This window comes from Enterococcus sp. DIV1444a, assembly GCF_051712125.1.
In the GTDB taxonomy this organism is placed as follows: Bacteria; Bacillota; Bacilli; order Lactobacillales; family Enterococcaceae; genus Enterococcus; species Enterococcus faecalis.
Window position 1 is genome coordinate 1029682 of record NZ_JBIOOG010000001.1, and the last position, 18099, is coordinate 1047780.

The 18099-nt window shown below is 38.1% G+C and carries 12 protein-coding genes and 1 other annotated feature; of the genes, 8 read left to right on the forward strand and 4 right to left on the reverse strand.

Annotated features, from left to right (window positions below):
• The first annotated feature begins 178 nt into the window (after positions 1-178).
• The 6 genes from lepB to pheT all read left to right on the forward strand — a co-directional run bounded on the left by lepB (position 179) and on the right by pheT (position 12425).
• Positions 179-727, forward strand: a complete 549-nt coding sequence (gene lepB, locus IGI87_RS05170) for a signal peptidase I (protein WP_002358039.1) — start codon at positions 179-181, stop codon at positions 725-727.
• Positions 728-837: 110 nt separating this feature from the next.
• Positions 838-4428 (forward strand): PD-(D/E)XK nuclease family protein, encoded by a 3591-nt coding sequence (locus tag IGI87_RS05175; RefSeq protein ID WP_438736407.1) that lies wholly within the window; start codon positions 838-840, stop codon positions 4426-4428.
• A complete protein-coding gene (gene addA, locus IGI87_RS05180) occupies positions 4421-8215 on the forward strand; it encodes a helicase-exonuclease AddAB subunit AddA (protein ID WP_438736408.1) in 3795 nt (1264 codons plus the stop codon). The genes IGI87_RS05175 and addA overlap by 8 nt, the downstream gene beginning before the upstream one ends.
• A gap of 69 nt (positions 8216-8284) precedes the next feature.
• The gene (locus IGI87_RS05185; RefSeq protein ID WP_104854304.1) at positions 8285-8629 is read left to right on the forward strand and encodes a winged helix-turn-helix transcriptional regulator; all 345 of its coding nucleotides are present in this window, start codon (positions 8285-8287) and stop codon (positions 8627-8629) included.
• Between the two features lie 43 nt (positions 8630-8672).
• Positions 8673-8891 (forward strand) — a binding site (T-box leader).
• 56 nt (positions 8892-8947) lie between these two features.
• The gene (pheS, locus tag IGI87_RS05190; RefSeq protein ID WP_002358034.1) at positions 8948-9994 is read left to right on the forward strand and encodes a phenylalanine--tRNA ligase subunit alpha; all 1047 of its coding nucleotides are present in this window, start codon (positions 8948-8950) and stop codon (positions 9992-9994) included.
• Positions 9995-10001: 7 nt separating this feature from the next.
• On the forward strand, positions 10002-12425 hold the full coding sequence (gene pheT / locus IGI87_RS05195; RefSeq protein ID WP_438736409.1) for a phenylalanine--tRNA ligase subunit beta: 2424 nt from the start codon (positions 10002-10004) through the stop codon (positions 12423-12425).
• 197 nt (positions 12426-12622) lie between these two features.
• Here the strand turns inward: pheT and IGI87_RS05200 are convergent, their stop codons facing one another.
• Genes IGI87_RS05200 through IGI87_RS05215 form a run of 4 tightly spaced genes read right to left on the reverse strand, consistent with a single transcriptional unit; the run spans position 12623 to position 15651 of the window.
• Positions 12623-13288 (reverse strand): amino acid ABC transporter permease, encoded by a 666-nt coding sequence (locus tag IGI87_RS05200; RefSeq protein WP_002382114.1) that lies wholly within the window; start codon positions 13286-13288, stop codon positions 12623-12625.
• A gap of 11 nt (positions 13289-13299) precedes the next feature.
• A complete protein-coding gene (locus tag IGI87_RS05205; protein WP_002366455.1) occupies positions 13300-14013 on the reverse strand; it encodes an amino acid ABC transporter permease in 714 nt (237 codons plus the stop codon).
• A gap of 45 nt (positions 14014-14058) precedes the next feature.
• Complete coding sequence (locus IGI87_RS05210) at positions 14059-14886, reverse strand: transporter substrate-binding domain-containing protein (RefSeq protein ID WP_438736410.1); 828 nt, start codon at positions 14884-14886, stop codon at positions 14059-14061.
• 33 nt (positions 14887-14919) lie between these two features.
• On the reverse strand, positions 14920-15651 hold the full coding sequence (locus tag IGI87_RS05215; protein WP_280212499.1) for an amino acid ABC transporter ATP-binding protein: 732 nt from the start codon (positions 15649-15651) through the stop codon (positions 14920-14922).
• A gap of 264 nt (positions 15652-15915) precedes the next feature.
• Here IGI87_RS05215 and racE point away from each other — a divergent pair, with 264 nt between their 5' ends.
• Positions 15916-16743 (forward strand): glutamate racemase, encoded by an 828-nt coding sequence (gene racE / locus IGI87_RS05220; protein WP_438736411.1) that lies wholly within the window; start codon positions 15916-15918, stop codon positions 16741-16743.
• On the forward strand, positions 16736-18091 hold the full coding sequence (gene rph / locus IGI87_RS05225) for a ribonuclease PH (RefSeq protein WP_104854311.1): 1356 nt from the start codon (positions 16736-16738) through the stop codon (positions 18089-18091). The genes racE and rph overlap by 8 nt, the downstream gene beginning before the upstream one ends.
• Positions 18092-18099 lie beyond the last annotated feature (8 nt).

Consider the following 18099-nt stretch of genomic DNA (forward strand, 5'->3'; position numbering starts at 1 on the left):
TATGCTTTTTTTATGAGCAGAATCAAAAAAGTAAGAATCAAATTTGAAAGAAATACGTTTTTTTTCTGATCATTTTGTAAAAAAAGCGTACATAAAAATTAATTGAGTGTTAAGCACTATAGGATTGATTTACTTTGTGGTAGAATATGAGTCATAAGATAATAAGGTTTTTGGAGGAATGAGTTTGAAATCAAAAGAATTAATTAAAACAGTCGTCTTTTTTGCCTGTTTGGCTTTGGGTCTGTTTTTACTGAGACAATTTGTATTTACGCCTGTCGTAGTGAGAGGTCATTCAATGGATCCAACGTTAGCAGATGGTGAACGGGTAATTACATTAAAAAACACAGAAATTAATCGTTTCGATATTATTACTTTCCCAGCGCCAGATGAACCAGATAAAAATTATATTAAACGTGTGATTGGTTTACCTGGAGATACAATTGCATACAAGGATGATACGTTGTACATCAATGGAAAAGAAGTTGACGAACCCTATTTAGATGAATTTAAAAAAGCCTTAACAGATGGTCAACCTTTGACAGGCGATTTTTCACTAAAAGAAAAAGTGCCGGCAGATAGCTACTTTGTTTTAGGTGATAATCGACGTAATTCAAAAGATGGTCGTGTCATTGGTTTTATTCATAAAAAAGATATTTTGGGTGAAGTGAAATTTGTTATGTGGCCATTCTCACGGTTTGGTCCGATACCAGAAGTGTCAAAACAATAAAAGATACAATGAGTAAAAGTGAAGGGCGGAAATGTGTAAAAACAAACACATGTTTCCGTCCTTCTTTTGTGGTAAAATAAAGGCAGTGCAAAGGAAAAGGATGTGAAACCATGAGTGTGCAGTTTATTAGAGGAACCGCCGTGGCAGATTTAGAAGCGCCACTTATACAGGCGACAAAACAATGGCTAGAAGAAGACGCACAGCATGAAGTATTCTATTTAGTCCCGAACCATATTAAATTTGAGCAAGAAATTCAAGTCTTGCAAAAGTTACGTCAATTACAGACAACCTCGTCTGATTCAATAACCAGTACCCGTCTGCAGGTTTTTAGTTTTTACCGTTTGGCTTGGTACTATTTACAACATACACCTTTTTACTCGGCAGATGTTTTATCTGATGCAGGAGCTGCAATGATTTTTCGCAAAATTTTAGTAGAAGCAGAAGAAGAGTTGCAAATTTTTAGAGGTGAAATTAACAAGCCTGGCTTTATTCAGCAACTATTTCAGCTTTATCAAGAAATGCGCGAAGGCAATATTGAAATCGCGGAGCTCTATCCATTTTTAGAAAAACAAACGGAGAACCCTAAAGGACAAGATTTACAACTTAAGTTTCAAGATTTAACGTTAATTTTTACACGATTCCAATTACAAATGAGTCAGTATGGCTATGAATCAGCGGAGATTATTCAACATTTAAGCGAGTATTTACAAACGGTTGATTTGTCGCATGTTCAATTCGTTATTTCAGGTTATCAGCAGTTTACCGCTAGGGAATTAAAGTTGATTGAAGTGCTAATGGCACAAGCAGGTTCTGTGAAAGTAGCCCTTTTATTGGACAAACAATATCCGCATGACTTACCTGATCCGCGGTCATTATTTTATGAAGCGGGTCAAACCTATCATCAGCTTTATCAACTAGCAAGACAGAAGCAAGTGCCGATTCTTTCAGATTATGTGGAAAAAAAAGAGATATTAATTACAAATCCAGACTTGCAAGGATTAAACGATTATTGGATTCAATCGCAAGAACACCTACCTACATTAAGCACAACTGACTGGAGGGGCGATGGTTTATTTCTGTGGCGTGCTGAAAACGTTAAAGAAGAATTAACACATGTTGCAACCGAAATTCGCCGTTTAGCGGTGGAAGAAGGGTATCGTTACAAAGAAATTCAGGTATTGACTCGTGATTTAGATTGTTATGAAAATTTATTAGAACCGATTTTTGCGGAACACGGGATCCCTGTTTATGTTGACCGAGATATGGCTATGGATCGGCATCCTTTAGTCGAGTGGATTGAGTCTTTATTTGCTATTCATACGTACAATTATCGTTATCGAGATGTGCTTCGTTTTTTGAGAACGGAATTATTTATGCCAATGAATCAACACGCTACTTCTGAAGAAAGCTTGACTGATTGGTTAAACCAGCGGAATGCTTGGCGTAGAAAAGTTGATATTACCGAAAATGTAGTCCTTGCATACGGCTATGAAGGCTATTATTGGTCGCAAGAAAAAGATTGGGAATTTATTCGGTATGATTTTGAAGCGGAAGAGCAAGAAGATGTCGCTACGATGGAAGAAGAGTCAAATGCGATTCGTCAATCGCTTCAACGGCTGCTGCCTAGTTACTTTCATGCAATGATAAGTGCCAAAACTGGTTTGGAAGCAGCGACCATCTTCTATCACTTTTTATTGCAAAGTGGTGTGGCAACGCAATTAAAAATGTGGCGCTTACAAGCTATTGAAGCAGGTCAATTAGAAACAGCTCGTAACCATGAACAGACCTGGGATGCATTAATGTCGTTACTAGATGAATATGTCACTGTTTATGGAGAAAGTTTGTTTGATTTTACAACGTTTCAGGAAATATTTGTTAGTGGCTTGGAAGGTTTACACTATAGTAAAGTACCGACAGCGATTGACCAAGTACAAGTTCGGGCAATGGATTTAACGCGACCTGGCGCCGTCAAGGTTACTTTTGCTATTGGGATGACGGAAGAAATTTTTCCACAAAAGATTGAAAATAAAACATTATTGTCTGATGAAGAACGTCAGACAATCAATGATACTTTAACGGAAAACCAATATTTACGTGGGACAACCGGGCGCAAAATTGCGCAAGAACCTTTTGTTGCATATCTCGTCTTTTCTTCAGCGCGAGAACGGTTATATTTAACCTATCCAAGTGTTAAAGACACCGCTCAAGAAGTCAAACCGTCTCCTTATTTTAAAAATATCCAAAAAGATTTAAACTTGCCTGTTTTTGAAAAAAATGAAACAACCATTTTCGATGATGAAACGACCAGTTTAGCCCATATTAGTACGTATCGGACGTTAATTGGTGAATTAACGCGCTTGAAAAGACAACGGAAAGAAACACAAGAAGGATTGTTGCCTTTCTGGTTAAATATGGAAAAAGCGCTAATGAACCAACCAATTGCTCCGCTAGCCAAACAAGTTTTCGAAAGTTTAACGCATCAAAATATTCCTGAAAAAATTGACGAGGTCTTAGCTGAACCTTTATACGGCAAAGATATTTATACATCCGTTTCTCGGATGGAAAGTTTTTATCGGTGTCAATATCAATACTTTTCTCGCTATGGCTTACGTTTGAAAGAAAGAGATGTCTTTGGGCTTTCGCCAGCAGCTACAGGGGAATTTTTCCATGAAGCATTGGATCAGTTCTTTAAATTATTGATTATGAATCAACGGAACTTATCTGAGCTAACCGATCAGGAAGTCAATTTATTGGCGGAGGAAGTGCTAAATAGTATTTTAGGGGATGCGCGTTTTTCCGTATTAACAACCTCTAGTCGCATGAACTATATTCGCTATCAATTGAGTCAAACAATTAAAAAAGTCAGTTGGGCGCTGAAACGCCAAAGTCAACGAAGTGGCATGACGACTGTTCAAACGGAAGTGTTATTTGGCCAAATTGCCGCTAAAAAAGGAATTTCTGGTTTGGAACTACCATTAAAAAATCAAGGGAAAATTCATGTTCGTGGGAAAATCGACCGGATTGATCAATTGGTTACACCCGAATCAACCTATTTAGGTGTGATTGATTATAAATCGAGTCACCGTAAATTTAATATGACAGAAGCGTATTACGGCTTAGCCATGCAAATGCTGACGTACTTGGATGTGGCTTTAATGGATGCTGTGCAATTAGTTGGTCAAGAAGCTAAACCTGCTGGCTCACTTTATCTGCATGTACACAATCCTACATTATCTTATGAAGGCAAAGACGACATTGAACAACAAATGCTTAAAAAATATCAGTTTGATGGTCTTTTGATGAAAGACCCAGATTTATTGGATCATTTAGATACGAGTCTGCAAGCTAAACAAAGTTCGTTGCTGTTTCCGATTGAAGAATCCGCCAAAGAACAAATTAAACCTGGTCGTCGCCAAGAAGATAAATTTGTGACAGAACCAGAATTAGGCGCGTTGCTTTCCCATAACCGAAATAAATTTATTGAAGCGGGGAATCAAATTATTGGCGGCGAAGTTCAACTTAATCCCGCTTATCAAGGCAAGGAACGGATTGCTTGTCGCTATTGTCCGTTTCGAAGTGTCTGTGATTTTGATGTGATGCTAAAAGAAAATAATTATCATCGTATTGAGAATTTATCCAAAGAGGAAATTATGGCGCGCTTGTTAAACAAAGATGAGGAAGGAGCAACCGAAGATGAGTAAAACAATTCCACTACGTCCAGCCAATGAGCAATTCACCGACAGTCAATGGCAAGCGGTGTTTGATGGCGATGAAAATATCTTAGTTTCTGCTTCGGCTGGCTCAGGAAAAACCACTGTTTTAGTCCGCCGTGTCATTGAAAAAGTCAAAAGCGGCGTCGATATCGATCGTCTCTTGATTGTGACGTACACTGAAGCCGCCGCCCGTGAGATGAAAGAACGTATCCAAGTGGCTTTACAAAAGGCAATGAATGAAGAACAAGATCCAGAAAGAAGACGGCATTTTTCTCGTCAAATTGCTCTTTTGCCAACAGCCAATATCAGCACGTTACATGCCTTTTGTTTAACTGTTATTCGTCGTTTTTATTATTTAATTGACATAGATCCAGTTTTTCGGATGTTAACAGATGAAACAGAAACATTGTTATTAAAAGAAGATGTTTGGGATGCATTACGTGAACAATTTTATGCGGAAAATCAAGAAGAATTTTACCAATTAACAGCGAATTTTTCCAATGATCGTAGTGATGACGGACTCACTAACTTAATTTTTTCTTTTTATGAATTTGCCAAATCCAATCCTGATCCAGAGGCGTGGATTAATGGCTTAACACAAGCCTACGAAGTAGGGGATCAGCTAGGCGAATCAACGTTATTTCAGACGTATTTAAAACCGCTAGCCGTTGAGACGTTACAACGAACTCTTCAGCGTTACGAAGAAATGGTGACCTTAACAGAGGGCGAAGAGAAACTTCAAAAGATTTGGTATTTAGCTCAAAATGAAAAGGAACAAACAAAACAATTTTTACAATTTTTAGAGAGAAATGATTTAGAAAGCGCCTATAATTTGACTGAATTGTTAAGCTTTGACCGCTACCCAACGGTTCGTGCCGAAGAGTTGAAACCAACCGCGGAACAAGCCAAACAGTTACGAGAACAAAATAAAAAAGCGTTAAATGATTTGAAAAAGCAACTGTTTACACTTTCTCCAGATGCCATGAAACAAGTCTTGAAAGAGGCCACGCCCATTGTTCAAGAAATGGCTCACGTGGGGAAACAATTTATGGAGGCCTATGGCGCAGAAAAACGGCTTAAAAATTTAGTGGATTTTAACGATTTAGAACATTATACGTTAGCTATTTTAGCGAAAAATCAGGCAGATGGCTGGCATGCATCAGAAGCCTCGGTTTACTATCGCGAAAAATTTGATGAAGTGTTAGTCGATGAATACCAAGATATCAATCAATTACAAGAATCTATTTTGTATTGGTTGCGCCGCCCGCTTAGCGCAGAAGGAAACCTTTTTATGGTAGGAGATGTGAAACAGTCTATTTATTCTTTCCGCTTGGCAGATCCTACGTTGTTTATTGAAAAATACAATCAGTATGGGCAAGGCAAAGAGGGCAAACGAATTATTCTAGCTGAAAATTTTCGTTCCCGCAAAGACGTTTTAGACTTTACGAATTTAGTATTTAGTCAATTAATGGATGAGCGAGTGGGCCAAATTGCTTACGATGAGTCAGCCGCTTTGATTCATGGCTTTGATCAATTTTCGGAGGCGGCTGATTATTCAACTGAATTGCTAATTTATGAAAAAAAAGCAACAGAATCAGTTGAATTTCCAGAATTACAATCCCCTGAGTTGTTGATTGAAGATAAGACAGAAGGGGAACTTTACGTTACTGCTTTGAAAATTCGTGAATTAATTGACCAGAATTTCTTAATTTATGATAAAAAGCTGAAAACGGATCGACCGATTACTTATCAAGATATTGTCTTATTAACGCCTACAAAGAAAAATAATTTAACTATTTTAGATGTTTTTAAATCATTAGAAATTCCAGTTCAAGTCAATGATGCTCAAAATTATTTCCAAGCAACGGAAATTCGTACAATGATTGCCTTGCTTCAATTGATTGATAATCCCTATCAAGACATTCCTTTGGCAGCTGTGTTACGTTCACCAATTGTTGGATTAAAAGAAAACGAATTAGTGCTTATTCGTTTGGCTAATAAGGAAACCAGTTACTACGAAGCATTTTTAACGTTTAATCAAAAGATGGAACCAACCATGGAGGAAGCAGTTGTTCAGGAAAAAACTATACGTTTTGCTGAATCATTAGAAAAATGGCGGGAACAGGCTCGACGCAACCAGATTAGCACCTTGCTGTGGACGATTTATCGAGAAACGGCCTACCTTGATTATGTTGGCGGGTTGCCTGTTGGCAAACAACGCCAAGCCAATTTATATGCGTTGGTCGATCGGGCCGCGGCGTATGAAAAAACAACCTTCCGCGGATTATTTCAATTTGTTCGCTTCATCGAAAAAATGCAAGAAAAAGACAAAGATTTAGCAGAACCAGTCGTTTTAAGTGAAGAGAATGCCGTACGCGTCATGACGATTCACGCTAGTAAAGGGTTAGAATTTCCGGTGGTATTCGTTTTAGATATGACCAAAGAATTTAATGTCAGTGATTTGAATGAACGCTATATCTTTGAAGAAAATTTAGGGGTAGGCATTCGTTATTTACAACCTGAAGAACGAGTTATGTACGATACTTTACCATTTTTGGCGATTAAACAAGTACGATTGAGAAAATTACTATCTGAAGAAATGCGGAAGTTATATGTGGCGTTGACACGCGCAGAACAAAAACTTTTTCTGGTGGGCTCCTATAAAGACCAAGCGGCAATGTGGAAAGAGTGGCTGAAAGTTGGCGATGTGGAAACACTGGTGCTACCAGCTGAAAATCGCTTGCAAAGTAAAAGTAGTTTAATGAATTGGGTTGGGATGACATTGGTACGCCATCAAAAAGCCGCTGAATATCAGCAAGAAGTAGTAGTAAGTAACGTTCCCCAAGTCAAAAAGCACCCAGCTAACTTTCATATTCAGTGGTTCAACGAAGAACAACTACGAGCAGCCATTCAGCAATTACAATTACCAGAAAGACAAGCAGAGGATTTAGCCGAAAAAGCGCAATTATCTGCTGACAAAATCAATCGTGGCCTTGCACGGTTAAGTTTCAACTATCCGTTTGAAGTGGCTACTCGGACCACCAGTTATCAGTCTGTTTCTGAAATCAAGCGAGTATTTGATGACCCCGACAACAAAGAAATTGGTAAAATTGAGGTTCGGGAAGACAATACTATTCAGGCGCAACCGTTAATTGTCAATCGAATGATTGAAGGAGATTTAAGTAAGCCTAAATTTTTAGATACGGTTCAAGCGCCCTCAGCAGCTGAAATTGGGACAGCAACCCATTATTTATTACAACTAATTGATTTAAGTACGCAACCTTCTTATGAGGAAGTGCGAGCTGTTCAAGAACGCTTAGTGGAAAATAAATTGATTTTACCAGCAATTGCTGAAAAAATGAATCTGGAACAAATCGTGGCCTTCTTTGACACCGCCTTAGGAAAACAATTGATTCAACACCATCAAACCGTTAGAAGGGAACAACCTTTTTCTATGCTGATTGAAGCAGAAGAGCTCATTCAAAATTATCCAGAAACGACACAAGATGATTTATTAATTCATGGGATTATTGATGGCTATATCGAATTAGACAATCAATGCATTTTGTATGACTATAAAACCGATCATGTAAAAGGCACCTCTCCCCAAGCAATTTCTGAAATTGTCGAACGGTATCGCGGACAGATGAATCTTTATCGTAGAGCGCTACAAGAGGCAACGCATAAAGAGGTGTCGCACGTCTATTTAATTTTATTAAATGGAGGAGTAATTATTGACATGCAGACAGGAAATGTTGTAGATTTTATAAAGTAGAAAAAATTAGAAGCAGAAACACTTACATTTTGTAAGGAATGTGCTATACTCATTGAAGAGGTGAGGAAGATGGAAAAAGTAAAAACAGGATCGTTTGTACTTTGTCCCAAATTTGAAAAATCATTTTCAATACTTGGTAAAAAATGGAATGGTTTAATTATTGATGTTTTATTAGAACGAGGTCCTCAACGTTTTGGCGAATTAAAAGAAAAAATTCCAATGCTAAGTGATCGTGTCTTAGTAGAGCGATTGAAGGAACTAGAAGCTGAAGGGATTATCACCAAAGCTGTTCGTTGCGGTGAAGGAAATCGCTTAGAATATTTCCTGACCGAAAAAGGCGAAGACTTGCAATTAGCAATGGAACAAATTCAACATTGGGCAGAAAAATGGGTAAAAGACGAAGAATGCAGTTGACCGCAAGCAAAACTTCTTGTAAACTAAACGTAATTAAATAACTAAAAAAACAGTGATGGAAACAAGTAGTTTGAATTGACGTGTTTTAGGGAGAGTCAGCCAGAGACTGGAAGCTGATTTACACAGTCACCAAGCGAAATTCACTTCCTGAGTTTGTTTGTTTTCAAGAAGAAAGCAAACCGGTAATTGCCGTTAAATGAAATGAGTGCATGACAACAATTTGTTATGAATTAGGATGGTAACACGATAGCTCGTTCCTTTGAAAGGAATGGGTTATCGTTTTTTTTAGTTTAAATAAATGATAGAGGGGAACGCATAATGACATTACAAGCGCAATTAGAAGCTCTTAGAGACAATACGCTCAAAGAAATCGCACAAGTTGCTACTTTAAAAGAATTAAACCAAATTCGCGTAGAAACATTAGGGAAAAAAGGGCCAATCACCGAAGTATTAAGAGGCATGAAAAACCTTTCACCAGAAGAACGACCAGTGGTGGGGGGCTTTGCAAATGAAATTCGTGATTTATTAACTGAAGCAATTGAAGCGCGCAAAGTTGTTTTAGAAAACGAAGCATTAAATGCGGCACTAAAAGAAGAAAGTTTAGATGTAACTTTACCTGGGAAACAAATGCCTCAAGGCACACGTCATATTTTGACACAAGTTATGGAAGAAATTGAAGATATTTTCTTAGGCATGGGTTATCAAGTAGTGGAAGGATACGAAGTAGAATCGGATCACTATAATTTCGAACGCATGAATCTACCAAAAGATCATCCGGCACGCGACATGCAAGATACGTTTTATATTTCAGATGAGATGTTAATTCGTACGCATACTTCACCAGTTCAAGCTCGAACAATGGAAAAACACGATTTTTCAAAAGGTGCATTACGAATGATTTCTCCTGGGAAAGTATTCCGTCGTGATACAGATGATGCGACACATAGTCACCAATTCCATCAGATTGAAGGCCTTGTTGTCGATAAAAATGTCACAATGGGTGATTTAAAAGGGACGTTAGAAGTCATGATGAAAAAAATGTTTGGTGAAGATCGTAAAATTCGTTTACGTCCTAGCTATTTCCCTTTTACAGAACCTTCAGTCGAAGTAGATGTTAGCTGTTTTAAATGTGGCGGCGCAGGTTGTAACGTCTGCAAACATACAGGTTGGATTGAAATTTTAGGTGCGGGGATGGTTCATCCAGATGTGTTACAAATGTCAGGGATTGATCCAACAGAGTACTCAGGCTTTGCCTTTGGCTTAGGACCAGATCGCGTTGCTATGTTACGTTACGGTGTAAATGATATCCGTAATTTTTATCAAAATGATTTACGTTTCTTAAATCAATTCAAGGTAAAGGAGTAGTTGAAAAATGTTAGTTTCTTATAAATGGTTAAATGAATATGTTAATCTTTCAAACGTTACTCCGCAAGAATTAGCGGACAAAATGTCTGTGACAGGTATCGAAGTTGAGGGCGTTGCTGTACCTGAAGAAGGATTAAAGAAAATTGTTGTCGGTGAAGTAAAAGAATGTGTTCCTCATCCAAACTCTGACCACTTATCAATTTGCCAAGTAGACATCGGTGAAGAAGAATTGTCACAAATTGTTTGTGGAGCACCAAATGTAAAAGCCGGAATTAAAGTCATCGTAGCATTACCTGGTTCAAGAATTGCAGGAAATCAAAAAATTAAAAAAGGCAAAATGCGTGGCGAAGTCTCTAACGGAATGATTTGTTCGTTAGAAGAGCTAGGATATTCAGATAATGTCGTACCAAAAGCCTATGCTGAAGGGATTTATTATTTACCTCAAGAAGCAGTGAATGGGACACCGGTTTTCCCTTATTTAGACATGGATGATGCGATTATTGAATTATCAATTACACCAAACCGTGCAGATGCACTAAGTATGAGAGGGGTAGCCTATGAAGTTGGCGCAATTTATCGTCAAACGCCTCAGTTTAATGATCCCGAACTCAAAGAAGATGCTTCAGATAACGTGGAAAATTACGTAACAGTGACTGTTGAAGATTCACAAGATGCGCCAGCGTATCAAATTCGTGTTATTAAAGATGTGACGATTGCAGAAAGTCCTCAGTGGTTGCAAAACCGATTGATGAATGAAGGAATCCGTCCGATTAACAATGTGGTGGACGTGACAAATTATATTTTATTATTATTTGGTCAACCATTGCATGCATTTGATTACCAAAAATTAGATAGCAAAGAAATCTTGGTTCGTCGAGCAACAGCAGCAGAAGAACTAATTACATTAGATGGTGAAACACGTCAATTAACAGAAGAAAATATCGTCATTACGAATGGAAAAACGCCTGTCGGTTTAGCTGGCGTAATGGGTGGGGCTAATTCTGAAATCAGTCAAGAAACAACAACTGTGGCTTTAGAAGCGGCATTGTTCAATCCATTGTCTATTCGCAAAACGTCTAAACAATTCAATTTACGGAGTGAATCTTCAAGTAGATTTGAAAAAGGCATCAACCAAGCGACAGTTGGGCTAGCTTGTGATGTGGCAGCCGCGATGATTGCAGAGTTAGCCAACGGAACAGTAGTCTCAGGCACTGCAATTGGTTCTGAAGTGGCCGTTAAAGAAGCGCAGGTAGCTGTGACTTTAGAACGAATCAACCAATATTTAGGCACTGCATTAGATGAAGCAACGGTGAATGAAATTTTTGAAGCACTCGGTTTTGCTTATGAAGTAAATCAAGGCGCATATGAAATTACGATTCCACCAAGACGTTGGGATATTGCGATTGAAGCAGATATTATTGAAGAAGTGGCGCGCATTTATGGATATGATCATTTACCTTCAACATTGCCAAGTGGAGAAACGGTTGCTGGAAGTCTAACCAAAGCACAACATGTTACGCGCCAATTAAAGAGCTTACTAGAAGGTCATGGCACGAGTGAAGCTATCAGCTATGCATTGACAACAGAAGAAAAATCACGTCAATTTATGATGAAAGAAAGTCAAACAACACGATTACAATGGCCAATGAGCGAAGAGCGTTCTGTGTTACGTATGAACTTAATTTCTGGTTTATTAGATGATGTAGCGTACAATGTGGCGCGTAAAAATAATAATATCGCCTTCTACGAAGTAGGACGCGTTTTCTACCAAACAGAAGATCCAACAAAAAATTTACCTACAGAAGAAAATCACTTAGCACTTGCTTTAACTGGTAATGCAATGGTTAAAGATTGGCAAACAAAAGCAACAGCCGTTGATTTTTATACAGTAAAAGGCTTAGTGGAAAGTATTGTGGCTGTTTTAGGATTAACAGAAAAAATCAGTTACCAAGCGACAACGGCGATTCCAGAAATGCATCCAGGACGGACAGCATGGATTTATTTAGAAGATGAAGTGGTTGGTTTTGTCGGACAAGTTCACCCAACGACAGCAAAAGCATATGATATTCCTGAAACATATGTTGCTGAATTAAACTTGCAACAATTAGTAGCCACAGAAGCAAGCGGAGTTACTTATGAAGCAGTTTCTAAATTCCCAGCAGTTTCTCGAGACATTGCCTTATTAGTCGACGAAACAGTTACCAATCAAGAACTGGTAAAAACTATTTCAGATAACGCAGGTAAATATTTAAAAGAGGTTCATTTATTTGATGTATACCAAGGTGAAAAACTAGGCGCTGGTAAAAAATCAATGGCCTATAGTTTAACTTTCGTTAATGCAGAAGCGACATTAGTGGATGAAGAAATTAATCGTTCAATGGAAAAAGTTGAAAAAGCGCTAATTGAAAAACATCAAGTAGAAGTAAGATAAAATAAAAACAGGAAAGTGGGGCATAAGTCGAAATGACTTATGCCCCGCTTTCTAAATCTTAAGATAATCAGCTGAACAAAAGCAGCTCCTTCGGAAATAAGCCGAAATTCTCCAAAAATTAAAGAACAATTTTCGGAAATTCCTTCTTATTTCTTGGAGCTAAACACTTTTGTCTCAGCCTCCTGTTTTTAACTACATTAATAACTTTTCGCCCAATTTCGTGAAAGCCAACGTGAAAATTGTGAGATACTAAAGTTAATAATGAAATAAATTAGGGCGACGATTCCGTAAATAGTGAATACTTGTCCTGTTTGTGCGTAGCGCCCCATTAAGATATAAGATTTGCCAAAGAGTTCTTGTAAAGCAATCACGGAATACAAGAAACTTGTATCCTTGATGACAGTAACAAACTGAGAAACGATCGCTGGTAAAACATTGCGAATGGCTTGAGGCAAAACAATATGATAAAGAATTTGCCAATTTGAAAAACCTTGAGAACGCGCCGCTTCAATTTGTCCTTTATCGACACCATTCAAACCACCACGAATAATTTCCGCTAAAGCAGCGGTGGTAAACACAGTAAAACTCACAATTCCAGCAGGAGTGGATTTGATTTTGAAAATCAAAAAAATAACATAAATCCACAATAAGTTTGGAATATTGCGTACCACTTCTACATAAATACTGGCAAGTAACTTCAGTGGTCCATGAGTTTGATTTCGCAAAACGGCTAGAATGGTGCCAAAAATCGTACTCAAAATAATTGAGACGAAAGAAATATAGAGTGTCAATTTTAAGCCGTTAAATAGAAATTGAAAATTATTTGCTGTCAGTAATTGACGCATTTCTTCTGAAAAAGGCATCTGTTTTCCTCCTATCTACTATATGCTTTCTTATTTTTTTCTTCCATTTTTCTAGCTAAATTCGCTAATGGGAAGCAAAGAATGAAATATAAGAAACCAGCAAGCGCAAAAGCAGGAATGTAGTTCAAGTTGACAGACGACCAACTATTGGCAGCAAACATTACGTCAGCGCCAGAAATAATGGCAACTGTGGACGTATTTTTAATTAGGTTAACGACTTGATTGGTTAAAGGCGGTAACATAATCCGCCATGCTTGTGGTAAAATCACATACCGCATCGTTTGGCCATACGTTAATCCTTGCGAATAAGCCGCTTCAAATTGCCCCCTTGGGACAGCCCCAATTCCTGAGCGAACCACTTCAGAAATATAGGCGCCATGATAGAAGCCTACACATAGAATGGCAATCGTAGTAATAGAAAATGAAAGCAGCGGGCTTAGCAGAGGAAAGCCATAATAGACAACGATAAATTGAATCAACAAAGGTGTGTTTTGAAAAAATTCTACATAGACACGACTAATTGCATGTAAAAGTTTACTTTTTGTCGCTGATAAACTGCCAAAGAAAATGCCTAAAGCAAAGGCAACTAAGATCGCCCCTAAAGAAAGCAGAATAGTATAGAGAAAAGCCTGACCAAAAATTCGCCAATCTTGAAATAAAGCTTCCCAACGATATAAGGCAAACGGTCCTTCTTCAAGCCAGGAAATATTGGCTAATAAAAACATAAAAATCCCTCCTAAAATTTTTGATTCTTCAAGTCTTAGGAATGATTAATTTTTTAAGCCCCAGTCTTGATAAATTTTTTCTAGTGTGCCGTCATTTTCCCATTTTTCAATTAAATCATTTAGATAATCATTTAATTCAGTATTTGCTTTCTTTGTAGTAATTCCATATTCTTGTGGCGAAAAACCATCTTTTAAAATTTCTGTCTTGTCATCCACATACCCAGATAGGATTGATTTATCGACTGAAAACGCATCAATTCGTTTAGAAGTTAACGCTGTTTTTAATTCTGGATAGGAACCTAATTCTTGATAAGTAAATTTGATTCCTTCCTCTTGCGCTTTTTTCTCTAAATTTTCTTTTGTCGTAGCAGATTGTGCAACGCCGATTATTTTCCCGTCTAAATCTTTCATGCTGGAAAAGTTATCCTCTTTGCGCACAAGGAAACCAATCTCATCTGTATAATAGGGAGTTGTAAAATTATACGTCTTTTTACGTTCATCAGTAATGGTAAATGTGGCAATTACCATATCTAATTCACCATTGTCTAAAAGGGGACCGCGCGTTTTCGCTGTCACGCCCACAAATTCCACATTCTCTTCGCTGCCGGTAATTTCTTTCGCAATCAAACGTGCAATATCTGGTTCCATTCCTTCATTTTTATTTGTATCAGGATTCATATAGCCAAAATTAGGAATATCTTCTTTAACACCTACTTTAATTTTCCCCGCCTTTTTTAATTGTTCTACTGTAACCGTTTTGTTTGATGAAGCACTTTTTGACGTTGAGTCATTGTCGCCGCTACCACAGCCGACAATGATGCCTGCTAATACAAGTAAGGAGAGTCCAGCCAGCCATTTATTTTGTTTTTTCATTGTTCATTCCTCCAATTTTTTGTTTTTTATTCATTACCCGTTATGAATAATTTTACTTAGAAATTCTTTTGCACGAGGGTTTTCAGTGCTTGTAAAGAAATGTTCAGGCGTTCCTTGTTCAATAATCTCTCCTTGGTCCATAAAGATTACACGGTCAGCAACTTGACGAGCAAAGCCCATTTCATGTGTGACACAAACCATGGTAATGTTTTGTTTGGAAAGATCGACCATTACATCTAAAACTTCTTGAATCATTTCTGGGTCAAGTGCCGAAGTCGGTTCATCAAAAAGGATAATCTCAGGATGCATATTTAAGGCACGAGCAATAGCGACCCGTTGTTGCTGCCCGCCAGAAAGCTGCGAAGGATAAGCAGAAGCTTTATCAGCTAAGCCGACCCGTTCTAAATACTTCATGCCAGTCCGAACCGCTTCGTCTTTGGAAACGCCCATCACTTTAATCGGTGCTAACGTTAAATTATCAATAATTGTTTTGTGAGCATATAAGTTAAAATTTTGAAAGACCATGGCAACCTTCTGGCGAACCTTTTGAATAGGTGCTTTCGGTTTGGTGATGTCAATGTGATCAATTACGACGGAACCATCATTGACTTTTTCCAATTGGTTCATACACCGAATTAATGTGCTTTTTCCAGAGCCGGAGGGTCCGATAATGACAATTTTTTCTCCTTGTTCTACATTCAAAGTAATATCTTTTAAAACGTGATGCTCCCCAAAATACTTATTTACATGTTCTAAAGAAATCATAGGCAGTCTCCTTTGCAATCATTTGGCAGAAAAGATAACAGAGGATTCGGTGAGAAACATGTTATTTAAATTAAATTAACCAAATGTATTTCTAATTGTATTCTCAATGTTAGGAATTATAACATACAAAAAAATGAATTACTAGTTTTTTAATCGAAAAAGATTTCCTTCAAAAAAAGAAATAAATGAGAGCAAAACAGGAAAAATTGACAATAGTCCTTAAAAAGTAGAAAATAAAGGCAGTGAATAAAAGGCAAAGGTAGGATGAGAATGAGCAAGCAAGAAGCCATTGGTTTAATTGATTCTGGCGTTGGTGGATTAACTGTTTTAAAGGAAGCGCTAAAGCAATTACCAAATGAACGATTAATTTATTTAGGAGATACAGCCCGTTGCCCATATGGTCCACGGCCAGCCGAACAAGTCGTTCAGTTTACTTGGGAAATGGCCGATTTTTTATTAAAAAAACGAATAAAAATGCTAGTAATCGCATGTAATACCGCGACGGCTGTCGCATTAGAAGAAATTAAAGCTGCCTTGCCAATTCCAGTTGTTGGTGTTATTTTACCTGGCGCACGAGCAGCCGTTAAAGTCACAAAAAATAACAAAATTGGTGTCATAGGTACGTTAGGGACAATCAAAAGTGCTTCCTATGAAATCGCCATTAAAAGTAAGGCACCAGCAATTGAGGTGACTAGTTTAGCTTGCCCTAAATTTGTCCCGATTGTTGAAAGTAATCAATATCGTTCTTCCGTAGCAAAAAAAATTGTGGCAGAAACACTTCAAGCTTTACAATTAAAAGGACTTGATACGTTGATTTTAGGCTGTACCCATTACCCGTTGTTACGCCCAGTAATTCAAAATGTGATGGGAAGTCATGTGACATTAATTGACTCAGGAGCCGAAACAGTTGGCGAAGTTAGCATGCTTCTCGATTATTTTGACATTGCACATACACCTGAAGCTCCTACACAATCCCATGAATTTTATACAACTGGTTCTGCAAAAATGTTTGAAGAGATTGCAAGCAGTTGGCTTGGTATAGAGAACTTAAAAGCACAACAGATTCACTTAGGAGGAAACGAAAATGATTAGACATGATAGTCGTGCACCAAAAGAATTGCGAAAGATCACCATTGAAACCAATGTATTTAAACATCCAGAAGGTTCGGTGGTTATTTCGTTTGGCGATACAAAAGTAATTTGCTCAGCCACTGTCGAAGAAAAAGTTCCCCCATTTTTACGAGGTGCGGGAACAGGTTGGGTAGCAGCTGAATATAGCATGCTCCCTCGCGCAACGAACACAAGAAATATTCGGGAAAGCGCAAAAGGGAAATTAACAGGGCGAACAATGGAAATTCAACGTTTGATTGGTCGGTCATTGCGAGCTGTTGTTGACTTAGAAAAGTTAGGGGAACGGAGCATTGTTGTCGACTGTGATGTGATTCAAGCAGATGGTGGAACCCGTACAGCTAGTATTACAGGCGCTTTTGTTGCTCTACGCTTAGCAGTCAATCATTTATTGATGACTGGTGCGCTAGCGGAAGACCCAATTAAAGAGCATTTAGCTGCTGTCAGCGTGGGTATTTTACCCGATGGTTATTGTGTACTGGACTTAGATTACGCAGAGGACTCGAATGCTGCAGTGGACATGAACATCGTGATGACCGAATCTGGTGAATTTGTGGAAATTCAAGGAACGGGTGAAGAAGCCACCTTCTCAGGAGATGAGTTGAATGCCATGCTCTTTTATGGAAAAACAGGGATTGAGGAATTAATTGCATATCAGAAAGAAGCGCTTTATGCTTTAGCCTCTGAAGAAATACCTTCGCAAGATTCAGAAGAGAAAGTGATTGTCATTGCGACTAGAAATCCTGGTAAAGCGAAAGAGTTTAGTTCAATTTTTGGTGAAAAAGGATATACAGTTAAGACGTTATTAGATTATCCGAATTTGCCAGATGTAGAAGAAACTGGTCGGACATTTGAAGAAAATGCTCGTCTAAAAGCTGAAACAATTGCAGAAATTTTACAGAAACCAGTATTAGCAGATGATTCAGGATTAATTGTTGATGCGTTAGGAGGAATGCCAGGGATTTATTCTGCTCGTTTTGCTGGTGAGCCAACTAACGATGCTTCAAATAATGCGAAACTATTACATGAATTAACGGGCGTGCCAAAAGAAAAAAGACAAGCGCGTTTCCATTGTACATTGGTTTTTGCTGAACCAAAGAAAGAAAGTCTGGTAGTCGAAGCTGAATGGCCAGGAGAAGTCGGTACGATTCCTCGTGGTGAAGGAGGCTTTGGGTACGATTCACTTTTCTATGTTCCAGAGCTTGGTAAGACTGCAGCTGAATTGTCTGGAGAAGAGAAAAATAAAGTCAGTCATCGTGGACAAGCGGTGGCAAAATTAAAAGAACAATGGGAAGAATGGCTAAAAAAATAGGAGTTGAA

Excerpts from the sequence above, each read along its gene's own strand:
- racE (WP_438736411.1), top strand. The coding sequence starts at position 15,916 with ATGAGAATGAGCAAGCAAGAAGCCATTGGTTTAATTGATTCTGGCGTT.
- IGI87_RS05215 (WP_280212499.1), bottom strand. The coding sequence starts at position 15,651 with ATGATTTCTTTAGAACATGTAAATAAGTATTTTGGGGAGCATCACGTT.
- pheT (WP_438736409.1), top strand. The coding sequence starts at position 10,002 with ATGTTAGTTTCTTATAAATGGTTAAATGAATATGTTAATCTTTCAAAC.
- IGI87_RS05175 (WP_438736407.1), top strand. The coding sequence starts at position 838 with ATGAGTGTGCAGTTTATTAGAGGAACCGCCGTGGCAGATTTAGAAGCG.
- IGI87_RS05205 (WP_002366455.1), bottom strand. The coding sequence starts at position 14,013 with ATGTTTTTATTAGCCAATATTTCCTGGCTTGAAGAAGGACCGTTTGCC.
- rph (WP_104854311.1), top strand. The coding sequence starts at position 16,736 with ATGATTAGACATGATAGTCGTGCACCAAAAGAATTGCGAAAGATCACC.
- addA (WP_438736408.1), top strand. The coding sequence starts at position 4,421 with ATGAGTAAAACAATTCCACTACGTCCAGCCAATGAGCAATTCACCGAC.
- IGI87_RS05210 (WP_438736410.1), bottom strand. The coding sequence starts at position 14,886 with ATGAAAAAACAAAATAAATGGCTGGCTGGACTCTCCTTACTTGTATTA.
- pheS (WP_002358034.1), top strand. The coding sequence starts at position 8,948 with ATGACATTACAAGCGCAATTAGAAGCTCTTAGAGACAATACGCTCAAA.
- IGI87_RS05185 (WP_104854304.1), top strand. The coding sequence starts at position 8,285 with ATGGAAAAAGTAAAAACAGGATCGTTTGTACTTTGTCCCAAATTTGAA.
- lepB (WP_002358039.1), top strand. The coding sequence starts at position 179 with ATGAGTTTGAAATCAAAAGAATTAATTAAAACAGTCGTCTTTTTTGCC.
- IGI87_RS05200 (WP_002382114.1), bottom strand. The coding sequence starts at position 13,288 with ATGCCTTTTTCAGAAGAAATGCGTCAATTACTGACAGCAAATAATTTT.